Consider the following 25,348-nt stretch of genomic DNA (forward strand, 5'->3'; position numbering starts at 1 on the left):
CCGCAGTAGTGCCCTTCGAAGGCAACTGCACCCGGTTGTTGTCAACCAGGTGCAGTTGCCGCCCGGTCCGGTGGGGCTAATCCCCAAAAGTCCCACCGAAATGCGCAAGCACCCGCCGCGAGTCGCTTATTTATACTGGTAGTAGCGCACGTAGTCTACTTGCATTTGCTTCGGAAACACCGCCGTTCCGTCGGGGTTACCGTCAAAGTTGCCGCCCACGGCCACGTTCAGAATTAGGAAGAACGGGTTGTTGAACGGAAAAGGACTAGCATCGGAGCTAGTGAAGGTGTAGTACGGGGTAGCGGCCCCATCTAAATAGAACCGCAGCAGGTCCTTGCTTCGCACTACGCTGTAGGTATGAAAGTCCTCGGAGAGGTCGATGGCCAGCGTTTGGGTAGTGCCCTTGAAGCGGTGGTCGGCTACGCTGTTGCCAAAGTGCATGGTGGAGAGCAGTTCCATGGGCCGGCTGCCGCGCAGTTCCAGGATATCAATTTCACCACACATGGGCCAGTTATTCTGGTCGATATTGTCGCCCAGCATCCAGATAGCGGGCCATACCCCTTTGCCTTTGGGCACTTTGGCGCGCACATCAATGCGGCCAAACTGAAAGCTTTGCTTGCCTTTGGTAATGAGGCGCGCTGAGGTGTAGGCATTATTCCCCGACTGCTGCTGACGGGCTTGGATAACGAGGTTGCCGCCGCTCAAAAAAGTGTTATCGGTGGAGTTGGTATAGTTCTGCAACTCATTGTTGCCCCAGCCACCACCACCTTGCTCATACACCCACTTGCTTTGGTCGAGGCTGCCTGTGTCAAACTCGTCGCTCCACTTGAGTTCCGTGTACTGATTGTAGTCGCGCGCCTCTTCATTTACCGCTGGCGTAGTGGGAGTTGGTGGCGCGGGAGCCGGAACGTCCTTGGTTTTCTTTTCAGTGCAGGACATCAAGCTCAGGGTCAGCATAAAGCCGACCCCAAACCGAAGTTTCCGCCACCCGAAGGAGGATTGAATAGTCATGAAGCAAAAATAAGAGCGAGAAAGTGAGCGTATGCTCACCTATTTGGCAACCATCTTAATGGTGAATACCGTTCCACCGGCTTGGCCGCTACCCGCCCGGATAGTCATTTTCTTCTCGTCGATGGAAAGAATGCGGTAAACCCGTTCCGTCACGGATGCATCTACGGCGCCAATGAAGGCACCAGCGCGCGTGAGAGTAAACTGTGCTAAGCCAGCCCCCGCAGCCGGACCAAACACGAAGGGCGAAGTGCCCGACAAAGGCGCTTGGCAGGTATAGTTAGTCTTATCAGCAAAGAACGTTTCCGCCTTAGCATCATAAGTAAACAGGTTGGCCATGCTGAACGTGAACTCATCATCGGACTGGCAGCCGGGTAGTTCGCCAGGCTTTACTCCTGCGAAATAGGTAGAAGGCGAAGCCTCAGTACCTACCGTAATGGGAGCATCGGCGGTGTTGTCCAACATCCAGGTTTTGGAGGAGCCACCGGTTAGTAGCAGCTTGATGGGCGCCGTAGCATCGAAGGGAGCAAGCGTTATTACCGTACGGGTGCCGTCGGGGTTAGTGCCACGCAACCGCAGACGCGTGTCGGTGGCTTCCAGGATGTCGTAGGTCTTGTTTGATACGGAATCGGGCAGGCCAATGAAAGCGCCCTTCCCTTTCAACACAATTTGCGGATTGCCGCTACCGTTGGGCCGGAAGATAAAGTCGCCGGAGTTCACGCGCGAGGTACCACAGGCGCCATTCTGGTAGGTTTGGCCTCCACTTTCGTAGTTGAGCGTGAAGCCGTTGCTAAACGAAAACTGGTCGTCGAGTTGGCAAGCAGGCAAGGTAGTAGAGCTAGAAAGTACGGCCCCAGTAGCCGACTCGCGCACGATAGAGCCGGGCGCATCCAGGAAGGACCACACGCGCGTGCCGCTGCCGGCGCAATCTACCAATTTGCTGAAGGCAGCATTGTTGCAGGCATCAGCTACTACTACCGTTTGCTTAGCTGAGAAGCTAGTACCGCCTTTACCGGCCGTGATCAGCTCTACTTGGTAAGAGCCGGGCCGGGTGTAGGTGTGCTGCACGGTGTTGCCGGAGGCACGAGAGTTGTCGCCGAAGTTCCACTGGTACAGAAACCCGTCTTGGCTGGTGCTGGTGAAGGTAACTACCGTGGGAAACTCCGTGGTATTGGCCTGAAAGGTGAAGCTAGACTGGGGCACGGAGCCTTCCAGCTCGTAGTCGTCTTCTATCTTACAGGAAGAGAACAGCAGCGGGGCTGATAATAAGCCTAATACAGCTAGGCGTAGTATAGAATTTTTCATGGGAATTCAGGGGGCAATAAGGAGATGGGAGGCTAGTAGGCCCGCCCGGAGTGCATCTTCGGGCGGGCAAACAATTAGTAGCCGGGGTTTTGCGCCAAGTTGGGGTTCAAATCGCGCTCCGTCTGCGGAATGGGCAGCACTACGTTGAAGGGCTTGATACCCTTGGCAATCAGCTGAGGCGAAGTCAGCAGCGTGCCTGTACGCTTCATATCAAACCAGCGGTCCATCTCAAATGCCAACTCATACTTCCGCTCCCGGATAACGGCCGTTTTGAAAGCAGCCGCACTAATACCGGCAGCAATGTCCTTGGCGCTAGCCGTATTGATGGGCAGGCCAAACGCGCGGCGTCGCACCTTGTTAATGGCTTCCAGGCCGGTAGCCGTGGGGCCTTCTGCTTCAGCCTGAATCAGGTACATCTCGGCTAGGCGCAGCACCGGAATATTCAGCTCAGAATCCCAGATGTTGGTGTTCGCTTTGCCCACAAACCACTTCTTTACGCCGTAGCCGTTCGGTGAGCCAGGCAGCGAAGCGGGCTGGGTGCGGCCGTCAGGATACACGTCGCCGGGTTTCCAGATGGTGGCGTCGCGGCGCAAGTCGCCGGCTTCGTAGCCCGCCACAAAGTCGGGCTCGGGAATGTTAAAGCCATAGCCGCCCTGGGGCACAATACCCTGGCCGCGAGGGCCAAAGAACTCGTTGCCACTAAAGCCGGGACCATCCTGGGTGTACTGGTTACGTCCCGAAATGAACTGGGCTTCAAACAACGACTCCTTGCCGTTCTCGTTGGCTACCTTGAAGTTGTCGGCATAGTTGTCCCACAGGGCTTTGCCGCTACCCGAAATTACTTCTCGGGCGCGCTGGCCCGCTTCCGTCATTTTGTTCTCGGTGAGGTACACCTTGGCCAGCAGGCCGGTAGCAGCCCATTTCGTGGCCCGCCCAATGTCGTCGCCGCTGTAGGACGGAGGCAGGTTGCCGATGGCATCGGTCAGGTCCTTTTCAATTTGGGCGTATACCTGGGCGGCGGGCGTGCGCGGCACGTTTACTTCCGCTAGCGTTGCAGGTGGAGTAGTCAGTAGGGGCACATCACCGTAGGCGCGCACCAGGTCAAAGTAGTACTTGGCGCGCAAGAACTGAGCTTCGCCGAGGCAGCGCTTTTGCAGGGCGGGGTCAATGCTCATGGCGGGCACCTTCTGCAACACAATGTTGGCGCGGCCAATGCCCACGTAGCAGCTACCCCACAGGCGGTTTACTACGGGATTGGTGGTAGGGATGTTGAAGTTATCAAGCTGCTGGTACTCAATACCGTCGCCGCCACCGCCGCCGCCGGTGTTGGAAAGATCCGAGAAAATGTCGCCTACGCCCCATAGCGCGGCGTTGTACTGGCCCGCCGTAATTAGCTCGCCATACACGGCATTGGTTGCCTGAATGGCATCAGTAGCCGTTTTGTAGAAGTTTGCATCCGTTACCTGGTCAGTGGGAGATTCAGCCAGGAATTCTTCGCCGCAGCTGGAAAGCAGGCCCAAAGTCAGTAGCCAAGCTCCGCAGACGTATTTGTATTTTTTAGTGGGTAGCATTGTGGGAAGTAGTTAGGGGATTAGAAACCGATGTTGAGGCCAGCCAGGAATACTCGTGGCTGAGGATATATCCCCAGGTCCACACCGCGGGAGCCCACTTCGGGGTCGTAGCCGGTGTATTTGGTTAGCGTCAATAGGTTTTGGGCACTCACGTACACGCGCAGTTGCTTAGCAGCAATGCGCTCGGTTAGGCCCGCGGGAAGGGCATAGCCTAGGGTGAGGGTTTTAACGCGCAGGTAGGAGCCGTCTTCTAGGAAATAGGAGCTCACCCGCAGGTTCTGGTTGGGGTCGCCTGCAATGGCGCGGGGCACGTCGTTGCTAGTACCGGGGCCAGTCCAGCGGCCCAGCACGCGGGTACTACCACTGCTGTTGCCGTAGAGCGGGCTTTCCAGAATGTAGCGGTTCTGGTTGTAGATGTCATTGCCCTGCGAGCCCTGCACAAACACGTTCAGATCAAAGCCACCCCAGGTCAGGGTGTTGTTCAGACCGTAGGTAAAATCGGGGTTAGGGTTGCCGATAAACTTGCGGTCCAAGGCATTGATAGCGCCGTCGTTGTTCAGGTCCTTGAAGCGAATGTCGCCAGGGGCAGCACCACTCTGCGTAGCGTGGTTGTCAATATCTTCCTGAGTTTGGAACAGGCCATCGGCCACGTACCCGTAGAAGGAGCCGAAGGGCTGACCTACGTCGTAGCGGACAATGGTGCCGCTCAGAGCGCCCAGGCCGTTGTAAGGCTGCCCTACTCCCAGTGACTCCAACTCCGTCTTGAAGACCGACATATTCAGGGTGGTCGTCCAGTTTAAGGCGCGGCCCGTGCCCTGCACGTTGTGCGACGTGAAGGAGAAGTCGATACCGCGGTTGTAGGCCGAGGCAGCGTTCCGGTTCACATCCTGGTACGTACCCGACACCAACGATACCGGCACGGGAGCAATCAGGTTCGGGGAGTTCCGGTTGTAGAGGTCAATGGTGGCCTCGAAGCGGTTTTCCAGGAAGCCTAAGTCAATACCAATGTTGGTCTGGTTGTTTGTTTCCCAGCGAAGCTCAGGGTTCGACTGGCGCGTAGGCGCCGCCCCAATCTGCAGGGCACCCGTGGGACCGAAGGGATACTGGATACCCGAGTTAACGGCAAACAGGTAAGCGAAGCGGCCAGCGTTGTTGGGGTTGCCCACTTTGCCGTAGCCCACGCGCAGTTTGAGGTTGCTCAGGACGCTGTTGCCCTTCAAGAAATCCTCCTCCGAGATGCGCCAGCCCGCCGATACGCCGGGGAAGAAGCCAAACTTGTCGCCGGGCGGGAAGTTGCCGGAGCCGTCGTAGCGAGCCGTCGCCTGGAATAGGTACTTACCCGCAAACTCGTAATTGACACGACCAAAATAGCTGGCCAGGCGCGACGGTGGGTTGATAGTACCGGCGTTGGCCAGTTGGGTGTTAATGGGGCCCGAGTTGATTACCTGCAAGTCGTTGCGCAGGTAGCCCGTCCGGTAAGCCTCCACGTTGCTGTAGTTGAACTCCTGAGCCGATTGACCTACCAGCAAGGTAAACTGGTGCTTGTCGGCAAACAGGTGGTCGTAGGTAATGGTGTTTTCGATGAGGTAGCTCGGCGCGTACGACGACGTAGCTGAAGAGCCTGCCAGGTTGTAGCGCGTTGAGTACACGTCACTGCCTACGCGCAGTTCGGGCACCGTAGGTCGGAACGCATTGTAGTTATCAAAGATGAAGTCAGCACCCACGTTCGTACGGAAGCGCAGGCCTTTTACGGGCTCCAACTCAGCAAACAGGGTAGTCAGGGCACGGTTACGCGTAAACCGTTGGTTGTTTAGCGTGGCAGCAGCAATAGGGTTCTCCTCCACGAAGTTGTCTTGCAGACCACGGGGCTCGTAGTAGTAGCCATCGGGGCGGTACACCGGAATAATGGCCGGGATACGCAGTGTTTGCTGCACCGTACCGTACTCACCGCTGTTGGACGTAATCTGCCGGTCGCTGAGGTGCGTGAGCGAGATGCTGTTACCCAGCTTCAGAATCTTGTTTACCTGCACGTCGCCGTTGGCCCGGATGGTAAAGCGCTCAAAGTTGGACCCCACAATGGTACCGTCCTGCTGGAAGTAGCTGCCCGACACGGCAAAGCGTGCCTTTTCGCTACCACCCGTAGCCGAGAGGGAGTAGTTCTGAATGGCAGCCCGGCGGAATACTTCATCCTGCCAGTCGGTGCCTTCACCCAGGGCTTGCGGATCGCGCAAACGGTCTACTACGATTGGCTCGCCATTAGCTATACGGTTCTCGTTGTTAATGACAGCGTACTCCCGGGAATTAAGCAGGTCAAGCTTGCGCCATACCTGCTGCACCCCCCGGTACACGTCCAGGTTGATGGTAGAGGTACCGGCCTTGCCGCGCTTGGTAGTGATAATTACTACCCCGTTCGCAGCACGCACCCCGTAAATAGCCGTCGCCGAAGCATCCTTCAGAATATCGATAGTTTCGATATCATTGGGGCTGATGGCGTTCAACTGGTTTTCACCACCATCGGGCAGGGGGAAACCGTCCACCACGTAGAGGGGGTTGTTGTTGCCCGCCGACGTAATACCGCGCACCCGAATAGATGTGCCCGCGGCACCACCCGGGGCACCTCCATTGGAAGTTACTGTAACACCGGCGGCGCGCCCTTGCAGAGCCTGAGTAGCATCTGCCACGGGTTGCGAGGCAATTTCCCGCGCCGATACCGAGGACACGGCACCCGTTACGCTACCTCTCTCCTGGGTACCGTAGCCTACTACTACTACTTCGCTCAAGGCCCGCGTGTCCTCAATCAGGCTCACGCTTAAGTTGGAAGTAGCACCCGTAATGGGCACTTCTTTGCGGGCAAAGCCTACGTAGCTAAAGATCAGCGTTGAGCCTTCAGGCGCAGTAAGAGTAAAGCCACCGTCGGAGTTAGAAGAAGTACCAAGGGTAGTACCCTTCACAATAATTGTGACACCCGGTAGCGGGTCACCATTTTCCTGCGTTACGCGACCCGAAATAGTCACGTCGGCCACTGCAGCACGACGCGTAACGCCTTCATCTGGGGTAGTGGAGGCATTTGCCGCAAGCGGCGCAGCCAGCACGGGACCACCGCAAGCAGCTAGCCACAAGGCCCGCCGCAACAGGGTCTGAGTGTAGAGGTATTGGTTCATGAATGTGGGAATGGTGGGAATGAGTGATAATGAATAGCCGCTAGTTGGGAAAATGGCGACATGCAGAGTAGCGAAGAGGATGGTTGCTCAGCTTGCTAGCTGGCACTGCATACAAGAAAGCTAGGGCCGTACCTATCCCTTTCTTGGCTCTACTTCAGTAGGGGTAGTAGACCGGGGCGCCAAGTACAGACACCTGCCTATACGCTTGCCTCCATTACTGATGAGTGTTTGGTTACCAAGACCAGCAAGCTGTTGACGAAACTCAGTAGCGGAAGCACTACGAGATTAGATCGAATGCACTAGAAAAAGGGAGTGGAATATTGGAACCAGAGTACTACTACAGAGCAGCAATGCATACCTGGCCGAAAGGGACACCCAAATATATTCGGCCTTGTTTCGGAAATGCAATAGCAAAAACTGCCCCTACTGTTCTAGAAAGCCTTTTTTTCATCTTGCTAACAAGATTCCTATACACTTACTACACAAACAAAACTCGCTATTATAGGCTCTATTTCGTTTAGAGCGCACTAGTTGATTTGATACCTATCAGCTAAAAAACAATCAAGAAAATGGTCTTCTACGAGTAATAATTTTAAATAATTTACTCTCGTAAGCCTTTACTCACTTACTCACTTCTCCAGCCGAACTACAGTAGCCCCATCGTACAGCATATTCTCTTCTTCGCTTGCGCCCGTAGCATCTAGCAGTACGTGCGTCCAGCCTTCGTTTTCGTCAAAATCAACAGCCTGCCGACGACGGCGCATTGCTTCCGTTACCTTCTGGCTAAAGCTCCAACACGTGCCCTGGCGTAGATCAAGTACCCGGGAAAGCTCCTGCGATGAATAACTACCCTTGTGAGTGTAGATCAGGAACACAGCGTAAAAAGCTTTGATGATAGAGAACTTACATTTCTGCAACAGGGTGTATGCAGTAGCCGATTCTACGTAGCGACACTTGGTACAACGGCGGGAATGCGGCTCGCGTCCGTCACAGAATTTTTCGTGGCCGCACTTACGGCACTGGTAGCCGTCGGCCCACTTCAGGTTGGCCAAGTACGTCAGGCAGGCATCCTTATCGGGATAGATTTGGCTGAACTCCCCAAAATCAACTTCTTTGGATAGGACACGGGCAGCTTTAGCGGCGTGCAGGTCGCGTTCCAAGTCTAGGTTCAGCTTCTCAATGGCCGCCGATTGTAAGGCCAGTAAGCCATTGGCTTGCAGCAGTTCCCGGTTCTGAGCAGCAATAGTTTCGCTTTGCTGCCGTAGTTCCTCTGTGCGACGGGTCACCAGGTTTTCAAGCTCAGTGTTCAGTTGGTCTTTGAGCTCCTGATTTTGCCGCAATTGCTCCACCAGCATATCCTGAGCCTGGTGCTTTTTGCGCAACTGCTTCACTAACTTGTCTTGGGCCCTAATGGTAGCATCCTTAATGCCCTTAATCTTTTCGCCTAGGGCATAGGAAAGCACCACCACTTCAATCACAAAGGCCACGTTCATGCTATACACGGTGGCCGTATTGGTGAAGTTGTTGATACCCAGCTTGCGCAGAATAAGAAAGCATACGCTGATGGCTACTAACGCATGTGCTAGTAGGAAGAACCTGGCGGGCCGAAATCCTCGCCGCCATACCTGAACGGCAGCGTAATACAGCATTCCGTAGGGCAGCAGGTAAAACCAGAAGCCCCAACCAGAGTGCAACCACAAGGTATCTACCAGCAGCACCCCTACACTTAGCAGCACTACACTACGTACGATGGGGTCGTAGTGGGGCAGGCGCTGGGGAGCATCCAAAAATTGACGAGCGTAGTAGCTGAACGTGAGCAGCAGCAGAATTGGGGATGCAGCAATAACCAACTGATTTAGAGCCGGGTAATCAGGCCAAAGATACTGAAACCCCAACCCATCTTCCGATAAGAACACGAGGCTGCAGCTAAGCACATAGACCACGTAGCGCAAGTAGGTTTGCTCGCCAATGAAAAGGTAGAGACACAGGTTGTACACCACCATAATCAGCAGCACCCCATAAAAGCCCCCCAGCAAGCCATATTCCGTTTGGAAGTGGACTGCAAGAGGCTGCTCGGTGCGCAAGCGGCTAATAAAGCTGGTTTTGGAATTAGAGGTAAGCCGTAGGTAAAAGGTATGAGTGCGGTTAGAATCGAGCGGCAACCGAAACAGGAAGTTCTTATAAGGAAACTTACGCGACGTAAGTCGCTGGTCGGCCCCCGTATGGATAGCTCCCCGCTCTGTGCTGGTGGCGGGGTAGAAGAGAATATCGTTGATGTGAGAATCAAACAACTCCAGGTACCAATGCTGAGCTAGAGGCCCTTCGGCGTGCACTACCAACCGTAGCCAGTAAGCGGCGCCAGGATTTTCCATATTGGTTGGAATACTATCACCGCGCTGAAACTGAGCAGTATAGCGCGGCAGTTGCACATCAGCCAAACTTAGCTGCCCCGTAGGATCTTGCAACACACTATAGTAAGCCGGATCAATAAATATCTCCTCTAGGTTGGGCTGCACGCGCATGGTATCTGCCACAGGGCTCGCATTAGCTGCTGCATAGCCCCGACTTACCACCAGCAAGCTCAACAGCAGGTAGTTGCAAAAATGCTGGAAACTAGGCGAGAAATAGCGTAGAATAGGTCTCATAGGAGTTACTAAGATACAAAAACCTAGTAAGTGACCACCTACTGGCCACTAGCACCCGTGCTACTGGCTGGTGCAAAACGTATCCAGCTCAACTGTTTAACGGGTTGCTCTACTACTAAGCGGAGGGTATGACGGCCAACTGGCAACGGGGCCGCTTGGAAGGACAGAGTTTGCCACTTTTCACTGGGGCTCTGCTGGTTGGTGACTACTGAGCCAATGGTAACAGTGCCAAGCTTGAGAGTAAGACGGCCTGGTGTAGTAGCTGGCAACACACGCAGTTGCACCGTATAAGTCCCTGCGGAGGTTACGGCTACGGTATAATTCAGCCACTCGCCGGCATTTAAATGACTTACTGCAAATGCGTTGCCTCCTACTTCAGAAGTTGACACAATATCCACTCCATCATTTCGATAAGCGCCGCCTAGATTCCAGGAGGTGTTGTCGCGGTAGTCAACTTTCGCGGAGAAATCATCCTGATAAGCCACGCCAGCCCGGCCTAAGTCGTAATTGCTGGCGGGAATTGTACCTGGAATAGCCAGAGGTGCGAAAGGCGCAGAGTAGGAAGCTGATTGGGTAAGCGCCGCCACCACGTCGCGGTTGGGGGTACAGTTGGCGAACTGCACATTGCGCAGTAAGGCAGTCCGACCTTCGGGCGTAAGAATGCTACCATACGGTTTCACTCGGAGCAGACTGGCCGGGCTATCTACGCGCTTGATATTCCAGTGGCACCAACCAATATTTTGGGCGTTCAATCCCTCTACAGCCGCTCCAAACCACTCATTTGAGTTTTCACCCGTCTCGCCTACCCACACGGGCACTTGCCACCGGTCGCGGAAAGCGGCTAGGTTTTTAATTAAGTTGATTTGATTAGGGTTAGGATCTGCCGCTTCCGGCGTATTCGGACACCAGTAGCGGTGGGCATTGTACGCTAAGTTCCGCTTGTCGCGCACCCGCAGCTTATCGGGCGTGAGGTTAGTGTACTCATTGCCATACCCATTGCCCTCAAGTAACAGAATGTGCTGGTCGCCCTGGGCCCGCACGGCATCAACCAGCCGCGCATACAGTGCACTAAGCTCTTGATTATCAGCCGACATACCGTTGGCCGCATTTAAGTTATGGGGCTCATTGATAAGATCATACATTGCCACCCGCGAATCGTTTTTGTAGCGCGCCGCCAGCTTTTCCCATAGCCGTACCGTAATGTCTTGATAGATGGCCCGGCCTTTCGCATCGCGCCGCTTCCATAAATCTAACGGCACAAGGTTGTCGTTGATATTACGGTCGGTACCTTGCCCACCAGGAGCTGCATGCAGGTCGAGAATTACATATAACTTGTTTGCAGCACACCAGTTGAGCACGTTATCAATCAACCGGAAACCTTCCAGGTTTTTCTCGGTAAAAAGCTGATCCTGGTCGTACCACGTGCTTAGGTTATCCACGTAACCCGTCACGTTTCGAGGGGTAAGTAGGGCTTGATTACGGGCGTGGCGCTGGGCGGCGGTTAGGAACAAATCATAGTGAAAAGGCAACCGCACACAGTTAAAGCCTTGTTTAGCAAGGAAATCAATATCCGCCTTTGTAATAAAATTAGCCCGATACTGCCGATAGAATTCTTCCATTTGCGCCTCCGGCATAGTGCGCAGCAATCCTTGCTTAATGCGCCACTGGCTATTCAGAGTGTCAGTTTGCAAAATATAGCTTTCCTGCAGCAGCCAGCCGCCTACATTGAAGCCACGTAATACCACTTCTTTGCCATTGGCATCCACTATTTTAGGGCCAGCCGCGTGCAATGCACTTATCTGTTGGGCTGCTAGTGGCGCGTTGGGCAGAAGTAGCCCTGCTGACACGAGTAAGGCACTGGCCATAGTGCGCACCCTTGCTAGCTGCCAAGTGGCGGCGTGTTGTTCTTGGCAAATCATACGTTCTGATAATTAGGATGATACCCAACTAAAAAGCACATGCAGAGCATAGAGCTTTTGCTCTACTCCTATTATTCCTACCCTTCATTCAGCTGTAGTGTGCTGATTATGCTTCCCACATGGATCTAGAGCATAAACCGGAACGAGAGGAAGTAGCACTATGCTGAGCAGAGGCTAGTGCGCGACACTACGGCAGCAAATAAGAAAACAGCACTAGCGGCACCACAAGACAGTTGCCGCGGCCATTTTTGCACTTTTCTCACATACACTTACTCCTTAGAAGAGAGGCATGCACGACAAATTGCTTGCAGTCTATTACAGACTGACCCCAAGAGTTAATAGGGCTTCGCTACTTCTAACAAAGTAGTCTGTTCATCGCCCACTCGATGCTTTCTTGATAGCTCAGATGCTAAGACCAGCTACTGCACCACAGCAGGCTACACGGTGCACAATCTATCCTTAGATACTTATTGATAGACGTAGTCTGACGATGGAGGCCTAGGGAAAGGCTTTAGTAGGATAGTTTTCAAGTGGGTGGGATATGGTGGGAGTGGGCAGATTTGCTACCAATAGCAGCAAGAACAGTGGCGACAGTACAGTGCTTTATGGGCAGACCTACCTAAGGATGGAACATGTAGTCTGGTACGGAAGCATACCTAATTACTAGGGATGGTACTTCCTGAAAAGCGAGCTATATGCCACCAAATATAGCAGCGTTGTTTTTTAAAATACAAGGTCATAAAATCCCTTTGCTACACGGTATGGCTACTTTTTCATCTACTTAACACAGGGCGTATACACTTACATCACACTTCTAACGCACCTATAATATATCTATACACGCGTTGGCTCACATCCACTATCAGTAGAAGTACAGATAAGAAACAACCACAATAAGGAGTTGTCTACCCATCTTATTTATGCTTTGCCTTCGTGCATTACATGGGTGTATTCGTAAACACAGAACGGCGGCCTTAGTAAGGCCGCCGTTCTGACACCTACAATACATATGGCTTCCGGAAGTTCAGTCCGCTCCCCTAAAGCATTCTGGTTTCCGGAAGCCCCCGCGCACTTGTCCCACACAAGGCGCAGGTATAGTCATTCGCTACTGGGCCGCCAGCTTGAAGGTGGCTGTTTGCACGTCGCGGGAGTTGCCTCCTATGAATACCTGGAAGTCACCAGGCTCGGCGACAAACTTCAGGTCGGTGTTGTAGAACTTCAGATCTTCCGGCGTGAGGCGGAACGTGAGCGTACGGCTCTCTCCTTTCTTGAGCATCACTTTCTGGAAGCCCTTTAATTCTTTCACGGGTCGGGAAATGGAGCCTACCATGTCGCGGATATATAGTTGAGCTACTTCCTCACCGTCGTAGTTGCCGGTGTTTTGCACCGTTACTTTTACCTCCAGCGTACCGTTCATGGGTAAAGAGGTTGTGCTCAACTCAGGCTTACCGTACTGAAAAGTAGTGTAGCTCAGGCCAAAGCCAAACGGGTAAAGTGGGTCGTTGCTCACATCCATGTAGCGCGACTTGTACTTATCGAGGGCAACGCCAGCGTAGGGACGGCCAGTGTTTTTATGGTTGTAGTAGATAGGAACTTGACCTACATGCTGTGGGAAGGTAGCCGTGAGCTTGCCCGAGGGGTTATAAGCCCCAAACAATACATCGGCAATGGCGTTGCCGGCTTGGGTACCGGCAAACCACGTTTCCAGGATGGCATCGGCGTTTTTGTCTTCCCATGGTAGCGTCATGGGGCGGCCGCTCATTAGCACAATCACCAGGGGCTTGCCTGTTTTCTTGAGTGCCTTCAGCAGCTCCAATTGCTGACCTGGAAGCCCAATATCAGCGCGACTAGCAGCCTCCCCTGTCATGCCCTGCGACTCACCTACGGCGGCCACAATCACATCGGCGCCTTGAGCTACCTGTACCGCCTCGCGAATCATCTCCTCCGAGCTGCGCTTGTCCACGTTTAGCTCACCGCCGTGGGCATTGAGGCGGTCAATCATCTGCTGGTCGTCGGTGAAGTTGGCACCTTGGGCTGTCACAATCTTCACTGAGTTGCCTACCGCATCTTTCATTCCCTGCTCCAGCGACACGGCTTGTTTCCAGTCGCCGGCACCGCTCCAGGAGCCAATCATGTCGCGCTGCCGGGTAGCCAACGGCCCAATAAGAGCAATGGTACCCGACTTTTTAAGCGGTAAGGTGTTATTGCTGTTTTTCAACAGCACCATGCTCTTACGGGATATGTCGCGGGCGTCAGCAATAAACTCCTTCTTCATAATGGTGTTCTTGGCCCGCTTCTCATTGGTATAGAGGTAGGGGTCTTTGAAGAGGCCCAGCTTCCACTTAGCTTCCAGAATGCGGCGGCAAGCCAGGTCAATCTGCTCCTGCTTCACGGTGCCATCCTTCAAGTTCTGAGCCAGATTCTTAAGAAAAATCTCGCCCACCATGTCTTGGTCAATGCCTGCGTTCAGCGCCAGTGCCGAAACTTGCGCATCGTCGCCCATACCGTGGGCGGTCATTTCATTGATGGCGGTGTAGTCGGTGGCAACGAAACCGTCGAAACCCCACTGGTTGCGCAGCAGCTCGGTCATCAGCCACTTATTGCCGGTAGCGGGTACGCCGTTGATGTCGTTGAACGACGACATCATGGAGCCGGCACCGGCATCAACGGCCGCTTTATAGGGTGGCAGGTACTCATTGTACATGCGCACCAGGCTCATATCGGTGGTGTTGTAGTCACGGCCAGCTTCCGCGGCGCCATATAGGGCAAAGTGTTTCACGCAGGCCATTACCGTATTGTTCTTCATCAGGTCGTCGCCCTGGTAGCCACGCACCATCACGCGGGCAATCTGGGAACCGAGGTAGGGGTCTTCACCCGAGCCTTCGGAAATGCGCCCCCAGCGTGGGTCGCGGGCAATATCTACCATGGGCGAGTACACCCAGTTGATGCCATCGGCTGAAGCTTCCTCGGCCGCAATGCGGGCGCTGCGCTCAATGGCCGTCAAATCCCAGCTGGAAGCCAGGCCCAGCGCAATAGGGAAGATGGTGCGGTGGCCGTGAATAACATCGTAGCCAAAAATGAGCGGAATGTGCAGGCGCGTTTCCTTCACGGCCATTTCCTGCAGCTTGCGGGCTGCTTTGGGCGTGAAGGTGTTCAGCACCGAGCCCACCGCTCCGCGGCGAATACTGGCATCTACGTCTTTGCTTACTACCGGGCCCGTAACATCAAACCCTACCGTAATCATATTTAGCTGGCCGATTTTCTCTTCCAGCGTCATTTTCTGCATCAGGTCGTTGATGAACTTGGTCATCTTCGGATCGGGGGCGGCTACGCGGGCAGCCGTGGGAGCCGCAGACTGCTGGGCTTGCAATTGAGGTGTAAGCAGCCCCAACGACATGAGCAGGGCGGTACGAAAAACTCTTTTCATGTGGGAAAGGAATTAATAGGAAAGTCAGAAGGGGAAAACAAGGCAAACAGATCGGCCCTACGTACCGCGCTACGAGTATGGGCGCAGGGCCCGTGCCCAACGCACCCTAGTAAAGGGCGCAGCCTAGCGGAACGCGGTTAGGCCCCAGTGGGGCCTTGCTCCTACTGCGCCGCCAGCACGGGGAGGCGTGCGGAGACACCATTTTCGTTGATGGCCTCGATGGTAAAGTAGTACGGCTGGTCCTTGTCCATGCCCTTGAAGTAGTATTCAGCGGCTCCGTGCACCATAATGCAGCTATAGAGCTTGTCGGGAGCGGTACCTACGTGGATGTTGTAGGCGTACGCATCGTCGGAAGGAGCCCATTTCAACCAGGCGCTACGCTTATCCTTCTCAGTGCGCAATACTACAAAACCTTTTACTTGGTTGGGCGCTAAACCACTCCCCTGCCCGAAAATTCGTAGCCCACTGAGGGCAAACTTACCCGTGGGCATATGGATATTTTCAAGTTTCAAGAAGCGAGTTTGCAGAGGCTTACCAAGCTCAATGTAGTTGTGAGGCACATCGGTTTTATTCTGGCTTTTGTCCACCAGCAGCTTCCAGTTCTTGCCATCTTTCGAGTGCCATAGTTTGTACTGATGGTAGGTATTTAACTGCTTGCCGAGGAACTCCGCATCCTGATCGGCGTAGTTTATTTGGATGGCGCGTACGGTGCTTACCTCGCCCAAATCGGTTTGAAAGTACTCGCCTCTGTTCCCCGTTTTGGCGCTCCAATAGGTTTTTATGCTTTCATCTACCGCATAGTTGGGCTGGTAGCCACCCAATGTAGAAGAGGCCTGCACAGGTTTCTGGTAGTTCAGCAGCATCCACCCCGTAAAGCGACTTTTGAGGTGGTCTTGGGGGCCCGTAGGCAGGTAGTGCGGGTAGTCGCCAAAATCGGTAGTAGAATACAGCACCCCATCTTTATCGAAGCCGGCCGGCCACAGCCCCAGGCGTCGCTCAAAATTGTTTTTTACCGATACAACCATGGTTGACAAATGCCACCAGTTGCCCCAGGTGTCCTGAAAAGTATTGCCATGTCCCGCCCCGCGGGCAAAGCCACCCGGCTTGTAGGCGAAGGGGTTATGCTTTTGCGGGGTAAATGGCCCCAAGGGCTTGTCACTTACCTGCACGCCATCTGCATAGCCACTAAACTCCGTACCGGGCGCCCCATACTGTAAGTAGTACTTTCCCTGATACTTATTCATCCAGGCACCCTCCATAAATGGGTCGAGGAACGTGTTATCTAAGTATTCGCCGAAGCGCTGCCAGCCGAACTGCTTGTCGTTGAGGCCAAACATCTCTTTTCGCTCGCCAATGGGTTGCAAAGTGCGGCGGCTAATCTGCTGGCCGTAGAGAGGGTACACATTGGAGCTACCCCAGTAGAGGTAGAGCTTGCCGTCGTCATCAAGAAAGAAGGCGGGGTCCCAGGCTCCTAGCTGAAAAGGATTCACGGCTTCCTTCCACTCTGCGGCCTTGGGGTTTGTACTCATCCAGATGGGGAAGTTTTTCTCCTGGGTAGAGCCATACACCAGTAGCGTGTCGCCCAGCACGAACACGGCCGGCGCACACAAGTCATCGTACACTTTGTGCTCCGGCTTCAGAAAATGGCGGGGCACAAACTTCCAGCTGTATAAATCGTGGCTCCACCAGTATCCCCATTGGTTGGTGCTGAACAGGTAGTAGTCGCCCTTATATAAGGTAATGACGGGGTCGGCGGTGGCGCGGTGCTTGCCAGCCTCGGCGAAGTTGGGAATGGGCGTATAGCCGTAATCCAGGTTGAGCGGGTTGCAGTACGTGCGTTGCCCCCCAGCACTGGCGGTAGGCTGAGCCTGGACGACCAGCCTCAGCAAGGCGGCAAGGCACAAGAGCAGAAATGAGCGCATGGGTTGAATGGGAAAAGCGCGTTCTGACGAACACCGCGACAGCTCGTCCAGCCTGTTCGGTCAGTCTTGCAACGTCAGCACGCGCTTGTAGCTAGTGAAAGCCTGCTTACTTCTTGAGTTGGGGACTCTCGAAACCCAGCTTGGTGAGGCCGCGCTGTACATCGGGGCTACTCATGAACAGTTTCCAGAGTAGGCCGGTCCGGTGGTTTTCAATCATGCCCACAATTGGTCCCTGGTCAATGGCCAAGTGCGACTTGGCGTACCAATTATGCTGTTCGCTAAAGCCATCCACAAAGCCGTACTCGCTCCAAATCTTATCCCCCAGATCGTGATAGAAGTGCTTCATCGCTGCCATCGACTCCCTAGGAGCATAGGGCATAGCCGACAGCGCCGCCGTAGGTGATATTACGCCCAAGTCTTCGGTAGGCGAGTGCGCGGCGTAGCCCTGGTAGCTGTCAGAAGCGGTGAGGCCCCAGCTGCTTGGCCCGTAGCCCTTGTACTTCTTGGGGTTCTCCACGCAGTAGGCGTAGTTGATGCGGGTGTGGGCTTGATTTTGCTGCCAGTAGTCGGCGTACTGGTCTTTGAGGCCGCGGGGGTCGAGGCCGAGGAAGGTGTAGTGCGAGAAAAACAGGGGCCCGCCGTAATCAAACCCCAAGGGCAGCTTGGTCTGGTAGAACTCCTTACCGTTCTTGAAGTAATTGCCAATGGCCCAGCCTTGGTCGTATACCTTCTTGTCGATGGCGTACTTGGGCGAGGACGCGGCCAGCACGTAGGTAATCAGGCACTCGTTCCAGCCGTGAATCTGGTGGTTCATGCTCCAGCCATTGTTGGGGCTCCAGTGCCAATACAGCACATTTTGGCCGCCCTGGGTGTGCCAGTTCCACTCCACGCCTTCCCACATCCAGAGAATATGGTTGCGCAGGTCCTGTTCGGTTTTGCTGGTGCCGGTGAAATACTGCCGGGCACAAATCAGCCCTTCAAATAAAAAGGAGGTTTCCACCAGGTCTGCCCCATCATCCTTCTGGCTAAAGCGAATTACCTTCCCCGTGGCGCCATTCAGCCAGTGCGGAAACACACCGTGAAACGAGTCGGACTTTTCCAGGAACTTCACGATTTTGAAGATGCGAGCGGCAGCTTCCTCCCGCACAATCCACTTACGCTCCGCTGCCACAAGTATGGCCATGATGCCAAAGCCGGTGCCGCCGGTCGTTACTACCTCGTCGCCGTAGTCGAAGGAACGGTTGCTCCGCTCCCGCGCCATACCCGATACAGGGTGCCCAAAATCCCAGAAGTAGCGGAAGGTTTGCTTCTGCACCAAGTCAAGCAATTGCTCGTCGGTGAGGTTTTTGGGCCGCAGCTTAGGATTGAAGGTAGCGGTAGCAACCGGGGCTTTCTTGGCAGCAGGCTTCTGCTGGGCCCAGAGTAAGCCGGGCAGCAGCAGGACTAGAAAGGAAAAGAGAAAACGATGCGTCATGGGCGGGAAAGGGAGGAATAGAACGAAAAAGCGCCGGGGCTATGTGCCACCCCGGCGCTCCTGCATCGGCTGGACCTAGTAGCCGGGGTTTTGGCTGATGAGGCCGCCACTAACATCAATGCGGGCCTGTGGAATGGGAAACACCTCGTTTTTGCCATCCACGAAGTTTTTACCAATGGCCCGTAGCACGGTGCCGGCCCGGCCCTGGCGCACCAGGTCCCAGAATCGGTCGTGCTCCATGGCCAGCTCCAACCGGCGGTCTTGCCAGATAGCCTGGCGCAGGGCCACACGGTCAGTTACCGTAACATCGGGTAGGGCGGTGGCGCTGGTGCCCCGGGCCCGCTTGCGTACCAAGTTGAGGTTAGTCAGGGCCTTGGTGGTCTGGCCTTGCTCGTTGGCGGCTTCGGCATTCATCAGCAATACATCGGCGTAGCGCAGAATTCGGATGTTCTTGCCAGCATCGCCCATGCCGTTGGGCGAACGGGGGTCGGTAGCGCGCACGTAGGCCTTCTGATTGTAGCGTGGGTTGTCAATCACCGTTGGAATGGTGACCCCGTCGCCCAGGTTTTCACCGGCGTAGATAATGGTAGCGTCGCGGCGCGTATCACCCGCCTCATAGGCGTTGTTCAAGTTTTCAGAAGGCGTATTGAAACCCCAGCCACCGGTAGGGATTGGAGCCCGGGGGCTTTGCACCTCGGAGTACTGCGAGCCGCCCCCACCCTGGGCTAGCGTGGCAGCTTGCACCTCAAAAATAGACTCGCTGGAATTTTCGCCATCCAGGGTGAACAGGCGAGCATAGTCGTTGTAAAGGCTATACTGATTGGAAGCAATAATCTGGTCGGTCAGCGTCAGGACTTGGCTCCAATTGTTCTGGTACATGTACACCTTGGCCAGCATGCCTTGGGCGGCACCCTTGGTTACGCGGCCCAGGTCGGCGGCGGCATATTCTGAGCGTTCCGGCAGGGCCGCAATGGCCGCGTTCAGGTCCTCAATAATGAAGTTGTAGGTTTCCTGCCGGGTAGCACGGGCCTTAGAGGAGTTGCTACCGTCACGGGGAGGCAACTCATTAATAATAGGTACACCCCCAAACGTGCGCACCAGGTTGAAATAGTAGTAGGCCCGCAGGAACCGGGCTTCCCCAATCAGGCGTGTCTTCAGGGCTTCATCCATCTGAATGGGCGGCACCCGCAGAATTACCTGGTTGGCCCGGGCAATGCCTAGGTAGTGCCCCTGCCAGAACCCATCCAGCAGGCCGTTGGAAGCGGTAGCGGTGAAGTTGTCCAGCTCGCCCATGGCTGGGGCGTCGCCGGGGGTGCTGCCTTTATCGGCGTCATCGGAGGCCACGCTCGCAATACCCACGAAGGAGAAGGTGTGCACGGAGAAATCGCGCAGCTGGTTGTACACGGCGTTGGTGGCCTGCACGGCGCCGTCGGAGGTAGCAAAGAAGTTTTCGCTTAGCTCCTCGCCCAAGGGTTCGGTGTCCAGGAAATCTTTACAGCTGCTGGTAGCCAGCGTCAGCGACAGGCTGGCCAGGGCAATGATATAATGTTTCGCTTTCATGAGGTAGCGCTGCTTACTGTTACAGGGAAATATTGATACCCGCGTTGTAGGAACGCGTCACGGGCACCACGTTCAGCTCAATGCCGCGGCCGGCATCGTTGCCCCCCACTTCGGGCGAGAAGCCCGTGTACTTGGTGAAGGTGAAGGGGTTGAACGCATTGACGTAGAAGCGCACGCCCCCTACCCCAAACGACTCCGTAAGGCTGCGCGGAATGGTGTACCCCAGTTGAATGGTACGGAAACGCACGAAGGAGCCCGACTCAATGAAGTAGCTCGATACCTGCGGAATGTTGTTGGACACGCGCGGCTCGGTGCTGGAGGGGTTGCTCGGCGTCCACCGGTCTAGGCGCGAGGCCTCGAAGTTCTCGTTGGTGAAGCGCACGGCCTTTTTGCCGTTGTAGATCTTATTGCCAGCCACGCCCTGCACGTCCACTGCCACGTCGAAGCCTTTATAGGCCGCGGAGGTGTTCAGGCCATACGTCAGGTTAGGAATGGGCGAGCCCAGGCTCACCCGGTCCTGCTGGTCTACTACCCCGTCGTTGTTCACGTCGCGGAAGCGTAGGTCGCCGAGGGCTTTACCGCCGGGCTGGTTGGGCGCACTGGCTACCTCGTCGGCCGTTTGGAAGATGCCGGCCACATCATAGCCATAAAACTCACCGATGGACGTACCCACCCCACTGCGCGTTACCACGTTACCGTTGTTGAGGCTGCCGCCCACAATGGGCTGCCCGCCGTTGCCCAACGACACAATGTTGTTTTTGAGCGTAGACAGGTTGCCGTTGATGCCGTAGGAGAAACCCTCCTTACTGCCGCCCTGCCAGCCGAGCGTGAACTCGAAGCCCTTGTTGTCAACGGTACCAATGTTGCGGAACAGCGCCCCTACCGCTACCGGCACTTGGGTAACCAAGTCGTTGGTGCGCCGGTCAAAGTAGTCGGCTTCAAACGTGAGGCGGTTGTCGAGCACGCCAATCTCAAAGCCCACGTCTAGCTGGTTAATTTTCTCCCAGCGAATTTGAGATACGGTGGGGTTCGTCTCCGTTTTGCCAATGTTGAGCGTTTCGCCGGAGCCAAAAATGGCGCCCAGCCCGTTGTTGATGCGGGCGTAGTACTGGTAGCTGGGCACGTTCACGTTGCCCACTATCCCGTAGCTGGCGCGCAGCTTCAGGTTGTCAAACAGCCCCAGGTTTTTAATGAAGTCTTCCTCCGACAAGCGCCAGCCCAGACCCAACGCCGGGAAGTAGCCCCACCGGTCGCCCTCCGAAAAGCGGGAGGAACCGTCGGCCCGGAAGGTAGCCGTAATAAGGTAGCGGTCTTTCAGGGCGTAGTTGGCGCGGGCCAGCACCGACTGGAAGGCGTACTCACTGGCCGAGTTGTTGGCCACGTTGCCCTGGGCGTTGCCCACGTTCAGGTACCACAGGTCTTCGTCGTAGCCGGGCACGTCGCTGCGCTGCCCAAACAAGGACTCAACCTGGTCGCGCTGGGCCGTGTAGCCACCCAGCAACGTCAGGCGGTGGTCGTCGCCAAACTGGGTGTTATAGGTCATGGTGTTTTCCCACAGCCAGGTAGAGCTGGTGCCCGTCTGGCGGCTCAGGCGGCTACGGTCGTTGCGCTGGTTCTGCGACACAAAGTACACCGGCACGTACACCCGGTTCTCGGTGTAGCCCAGGTCGGTACCGAAGCTGGAGCGGAACGTCAGGTTCTTGAGCAGGTCGGCTTCCCCGTAGATGTTTCCCACTAGGCGCCCCCCCTTGTTCCGTTCGTTATTGTAAGCAAGTTGTGCTACCGGGTTGGCTACGCTCTGGTTGTTGGAGTAGCTATAGATGCCCGTAAGGGGATTGGTCACTAGCTGGGCGGGGTCGGCATTGTAGGCATTGCCGAATACCGAGCCGGGAGTGATGTTTTCCTTGATGCGGCTCACGGCCACGTTGGCCCCTACCCGCACGCGGTCCGTCAGGCGGTACTCGTTGTTGATGCGGAAGTTGATGCGCTCAAAATCCTGCCCCTTCACAATGCCTTCCTGCTTGTTGTAGCCCCCGCTGATGCTGTAGCTAGACCGCTCCGAGCCGCCCGAGGCGCTCAACTGGTAGTCCTGGATGAAGCCCTTCTGCAGGATTTCATCAAACCAGTTCACGCCGCTACCAAAATCGTACCCTGGGTCGCGGAAGCGGGCGGTAGAGTTGGGCGTGGTATTTACGATGGCCTCGTTGAGCAGGGTCTGGTATTCCGTAGCGTTGGCCATCTTCACGCGCTTGGCTATTTCCTGGTAGCCGGCGTAGGCGTTCAGCGAAATTCGGGCCTTGCCAGATTTCCCCTTTTTCGTAGTTACAATGATGACGCCGTTGGCGCCCCGCACCCCGTAGATAGCCAAGGAAGAAGCATCCTTCAGCACTTCAATGGAGGCAATATCGTAGGGGCTCAGGTACTGGATGTTGTTGGTGAACATGCCGTCTACCACAAACAAGGGCTGGTTGGCGGCTTCGTTGTCCTCACCGGCCGAGCGCACCGACGTAACCCCGCGAATACGAATGCTGGGCGGTGCCCCTGGGCTACCCGAATTAGAAGTGATAGTGACGCCAGCTACTTTTCCTTGCAAGGACTGCTCGGCGTTAGCCACGGGGCGGTTGGCAATTTCCTCTGCTTTCACTGACCCAATAGCCCCCGTCACGTCGGCTTTGCGCTGGGTACCATAGCCCACTACCACTACCTCGTTCAGCGACTGAGAGTCGGGCGCCAAGCTCACGTCCACGGTGGTGCGGCCACTCACGGGCACTTCCTGAATGGTAAATCCTACAAAGGAGAATGCCAGGGTAGCATTGTCGGGGGCGGTGAGGGTGTAGCGGCCATCGGCGTCGGTTTGGGTGCCAATGCTGGTCCCTTTTACTACCACGTTCACGCCGGGCAAGGCTGCGCCCTTCTCATCTACTACCCGCCCGCTCACCGTAATGTCGGCAGCGGCAGCAGGCTTGAGCACGATGCCACTGGCCAGGGGCTCGTAGGCAATGCGCAGAGGGTCGAAGAGGGTATGCAGCACCTGGCCCAGGGGCTGCCCTTCGGCCTGAATGGACACCCGCCGACTAGCGCCAATCAGCTGGCGGCTGTACTGAAAGCGGATGTTGGTCTGGCTCTCGATACTGGTAAGAACCGACTGCATTGTTTCATCCTGGGCTCGTATCGTAACGGGCTGCTCTAAGTATTGCTGCGCAGCAGTAGGCAGCGCCGTGGCAGTAGCAATGCTGCTACCGAGCAACGCAATGCAGGCAGGAGAAAACACGGCCGCCCGCTTTAGCAGCAAGGGGGTACTCAGGTGTAGGGGAATTTTCATGCGTAAGGTGGGATAAAATGGTAGATCTGGGGGTAGCACCTCGTGTGAGTTGCCAACTACCTGCGGCGGACAACCCAGCCACCGCTAATAGGCCGGGTTTGGCTTGCCCTTACCGCCTTGTTGAAAGGTTGCAGCCGGGCTAGTAGGTCATAAGCAGGTGGGTTAGGGGTGAAACAGTGGGGTATTAGCGCGTGGCGCACCCGGGGCTGCGGAATAGAATGTGCGTATCGGCTGTTGAGTAAGAAGCGCCGAGGGCCTTGCTGAGCACGTTTAGCTTGCCGTAGAGCGACTCATCGCGCAGGTTCAACGTCACCGTGCAGCTGGCGAGAGAATTGGCATCGTACTCAATGACAACTCCATAGGCCTTTTCCAAGGCGGCAAGCACTTCCGTTACCGGGCGGTCGTCGAAGGCAAATGATTGGGCCACCAGCTGCACGGGCTGCGCTACTAATTCCCGCTTCAAGGCATGCTCGTCGGGTTTATATACTGCTTGCTGATTGGGAAGCACAACTACGCTGCCGGGCAGGGTGGCCGTAGCACCAGCCTCGGCAGTAGCGCGGGGCGTCACGCGCACGCGGCCGGTTTTCACTTGCACCACCACTGGCTGAGCACTCACGGGAGCCTGCACCAAGAAGCTAGTGCCCAGCACGCGGGTGACCACCTTTTGGGTATACACCAAAAACGGCCGAGAGGCATCGTGGTACACATCAAAGAAAGCTTCCCCAGTTAGGGTCACTATGCGGCGGCCACCGGTAAAAGCGCGCGGGTATTTCAGCTGGCTGCGCGGCGACAATAGCACATGGCTTCCGTCGGGCAGGGCAAGCTGCTCAGGCGCGTTGGTGCGGTTGATATGCACTACCCAGCGTGATGTAGGGACCGTAGTAGCCGTCAGTCCTGGCCCAGACTGGCGGGTAGTCAGCACTTGCTGGGCACCCAGCCCAATGCCTAATGCAACCAGCGCCGCTGCCGCCCAACGGCCGGGCCGGCGCCACACAGTCCAGGAAGACGCCTTGGCTGGCAGACTAGTGTCGTAGTTCTCAAACGTATCCTGCGCAATGCGGGCCCAGAGGGCTGCCTTAATGGTTTCCTGCTCCTGGCGGGTAATGTTTATCTCCCGCTCGTGCCCCAGCACGTCGTACCAATCTTCTACAATCTGCTTTTCCTCGGGCGTGCACGTTCCTTGCTGGTAGCGGTGTAATAAGTCCCGTAAGTCAGTTTGTTTCATAAAAATCGAAGAGGCAGTAAGGGGTTGCTTACTTACTAGTCGATCAACTGTCCCATAACCCTAGCCTCTACCTCAACTTTTTTTACACAAAAAAGCCAACCGCAGGGGTTGGCTTTGCTAAATCACTCTTTATCAAGGCCAAATAATTAGACCTATAATCCCAAGTAGAGTAGCAGGAGAGTGATAAAGTCCCGCAAGCTCAAGCGCAACGACTTCAACGCGCGGGTCAGGTGGTACTCTACCGTTTTGCGCGACAGATTCAAGTGCTCCGCAATTTCCGGGATGGTTTGGTGCTCTAGCCGGCTGAGGCGAAACACCTCCCTAGTGTGCTCGGGCAGTCGCATCAGTCCCGCCAGCAAAGCCACCGAGAGGTCATCGGCCTCCACGGTTTGCTCCGTGCTATGGTCGAGGGGTGAGTGGTGGGTACGGCTGTACTCTACATATCCCGCGTGCGTCATGCGGGCCTTGATGAAGTCAATGATACGGTAGCGAATGGCCCGGAAGAGGTAGCGCTCTACGTTTTCGATGGTTGAGCCCTGGTGGCGCTTGTGCCACAATGCCGTAAACAAATCCTGCACTACTTCCTCGGCGGCCTCCCGTGAGTTCACCTTGCGGTAGGCTACTTCAAATAGAGGCCACCAGTAGCGCTCATACAGCTCGGCGAAAGCCAGGGTATCTTCCTGGGCCAATGCCTTCACCAGCGCAGCATCGTCCCAGGCCGCGTAGAGGCGCACATGCTTGGCTGGTGGCGGAGGGGAGGGTGGCATATACTACTAACTTAGAACAAAATGGGAAGCTGCGCTACAACC

13 protein-coding genes are annotated in these 25,348 nt (G+C 55.5%); all 13 read right to left on the minus strand.

Going from position 1 to position 25,348, the window contains the following annotated elements; genetic code table 11:
• Positions 1 to 126: 126 nt before the first annotated feature.
• Positions 127 to 1,011, minus strand: coding sequence for a glycoside hydrolase family 16 protein (locus tag CHB83_RS10735; protein ID WP_089332629.1), 885 nt, complete (start codon positions 1,009 to 1,011; stop codon positions 127 to 129).
• A 39-nt stretch (positions 1,012 to 1,050) separates the two neighbouring features.
• Positions 1,051 to 2,313, minus strand: coding sequence for a PKD domain-containing protein (locus tag CHB83_RS10740; RefSeq protein ID WP_045687451.1), 1,263 nt, complete (start codon positions 2,311 to 2,313; stop codon positions 1,051 to 1,053).
• Between the two features lie 74 nt (positions 2,314 to 2,387).
• Positions 2,388 to 3,884 (minus strand): RagB/SusD family nutrient uptake outer membrane protein, encoded by a 1,497-nt coding sequence (locus tag CHB83_RS10745; protein ID WP_045687450.1) that lies wholly within the window; start codon positions 3,882 to 3,884, stop codon positions 2,388 to 2,390.
• Positions 3,885 to 3,904: 20 nt separating this feature from the next.
• Positions 3,905 to 7,045 (minus strand): SusC/RagA family TonB-linked outer membrane protein, encoded by a 3,141-nt coding sequence (locus CHB83_RS10750; RefSeq protein ID WP_089332630.1) that lies wholly within the window; start codon positions 7,043 to 7,045, stop codon positions 3,905 to 3,907.
• 629 nt (positions 7,046 to 7,674) lie between these two features.
• Positions 7,675 to 9,690 carry a 7TM diverse intracellular signaling domain-containing protein gene (locus tag CHB83_RS10755; RefSeq protein WP_089332631.1) on the minus strand — a complete coding sequence of 672 codons (2,016 nt, stop codon included), beginning with the start codon at positions 9,688 to 9,690 and terminating at the stop codon, positions 7,675 to 7,677.
• A gap of 38 nt (positions 9,691 to 9,728) precedes the next feature.
• The gene (locus tag CHB83_RS10760) at positions 9,729 to 11,609 is read right to left on the minus strand and encodes a cellulase family glycosylhydrolase (protein WP_089332632.1); all 1,881 of its coding nucleotides are present in this window, start codon (positions 11,607 to 11,609) and stop codon (positions 9,729 to 9,731) included.
• 1,105 nt (positions 11,610 to 12,714) lie between these two features.
• Positions 12,715 to 15,036, minus strand: a complete 2,322-nt coding sequence (gene bglX, locus CHB83_RS10765) for a beta-glucosidase BglX (protein ID WP_089332633.1) — start codon at positions 15,034 to 15,036, stop codon at positions 12,715 to 12,717.
• A 161-nt stretch (positions 15,037 to 15,197) separates the two neighbouring features.
• Entirely contained in the window at positions 15,198 to 16,958 is a 1,761-nt protein-coding gene (locus tag CHB83_RS10770) for a family 43 glycosylhydrolase (protein WP_089332634.1), read from the minus strand.
• Between the two features lie 106 nt (positions 16,959 to 17,064).
• On the minus strand, positions 17,065 to 18,432 hold the full coding sequence (locus tag CHB83_RS10775; protein ID WP_089332635.1) for a glucoamylase family protein: 1,368 nt from the start codon (positions 18,430 to 18,432) through the stop codon (positions 17,065 to 17,067).
• Positions 18,433 to 18,507: 75 nt separating this feature from the next.
• Entirely contained in the window at positions 18,508 to 19,992 is a 1,485-nt protein-coding gene (locus tag CHB83_RS10780) for a RagB/SusD family nutrient uptake outer membrane protein (RefSeq protein WP_055562236.1), read from the minus strand.
• A gap of 19 nt (positions 19,993 to 20,011) precedes the next feature.
• Positions 20,012 to 23,314 carry a SusC/RagA family TonB-linked outer membrane protein gene (locus CHB83_RS10785; protein ID WP_089332636.1) on the minus strand — a complete coding sequence of 1,101 codons (3,303 nt, stop codon included), beginning with the start codon at positions 23,312 to 23,314 and terminating at the stop codon, positions 20,012 to 20,014.
• Between the two features lie 184 nt (positions 23,315 to 23,498).
• Positions 23,499 to 24,539, minus strand: coding sequence for a FecR family protein (locus tag CHB83_RS10790; RefSeq protein ID WP_089332637.1), 1,041 nt, complete (start codon positions 24,537 to 24,539; stop codon positions 23,499 to 23,501).
• A gap of 152 nt (positions 24,540 to 24,691) precedes the next feature.
• Complete coding sequence (locus tag CHB83_RS10795) at positions 24,692 to 25,306, minus strand: RNA polymerase sigma factor (RefSeq protein WP_089332638.1); 615 nt, start codon at positions 25,304 to 25,306, stop codon at positions 24,692 to 24,694.
• Positions 25,307 to 25,348: the final 42 nt, after the last annotated feature.

The sequence above is a fragment of the Hymenobacter mucosus genome (assembly GCF_900188255.1).
GTDB lineage: Bacteria > Bacteroidota > Bacteroidia > Cytophagales > Hymenobacteraceae > Hymenobacter > Hymenobacter mucosus.

Coding starts and splice junctions, on each gene's coding strand:
- CHB83_RS10735 (WP_089332629.1), bottom strand. CDS start 1,011: ATGACTATTCAATCCTCCTTCGGGTGGCGGAAACTTCGGTTTGGGGTC.
- CHB83_RS10740 (WP_045687451.1), bottom strand. CDS start 2,313: ATGAAAAATTCTATACTACGCCTAGCTGTATTAGGCTTATTATCAGCC.
- CHB83_RS10745 (WP_045687450.1), bottom strand. CDS start 3,884: ATGCTACCCACTAAAAAATACAAATACGTCTGCGGAGCTTGGCTACTG.
- CHB83_RS10750 (WP_089332630.1), bottom strand. CDS start 7,045: ATGAACCAATACCTCTACACTCAGACCCTGTTGCGGCGGGCCTTGTGG.
- CHB83_RS10755 (WP_089332631.1), bottom strand. CDS start 9,690: ATGAGACCTATTCTACGCTATTTCTCGCCTAGTTTCCAGCATTTTTGC.
- CHB83_RS10760 (WP_089332632.1), bottom strand. CDS start 11,609: ATGATTTGCCAAGAACAACACGCCGCCACTTGGCAGCTAGCAAGGGTG.
- bglX (WP_089332633.1), bottom strand. CDS start 15,036: ATGAAAAGAGTTTTTCGTACCGCCCTGCTCATGTCGTTGGGGCTGCTT.
- CHB83_RS10770 (WP_089332634.1), bottom strand. CDS start 16,958: ATGCGCTCATTTCTGCTCTTGTGCCTTGCCGCCTTGCTGAGGCTGGTC.
- CHB83_RS10775 (WP_089332635.1), bottom strand. CDS start 18,432: ATGACGCATCGTTTTCTCTTTTCCTTTCTAGTCCTGCTGCTGCCCGGC.
- CHB83_RS10780 (WP_055562236.1), bottom strand. CDS start 19,992: ATGAAAGCGAAACATTATATCATTGCCCTGGCCAGCCTGTCGCTGACG.
- CHB83_RS10785 (WP_089332636.1), bottom strand. CDS start 23,314: ATGAAAATTCCCCTACACCTGAGTACCCCCTTGCTGCTAAAGCGGGCG.
- CHB83_RS10790 (WP_089332637.1), bottom strand. CDS start 24,539: ATGAAACAAACTGACTTACGGGACTTATTACACCGCTACCAGCAAGGA.
- CHB83_RS10795 (WP_089332638.1), bottom strand. CDS start 25,306: ATGCCACCCTCCCCTCCGCCACCAGCCAAGCATGTGCGCCTCTACGCG.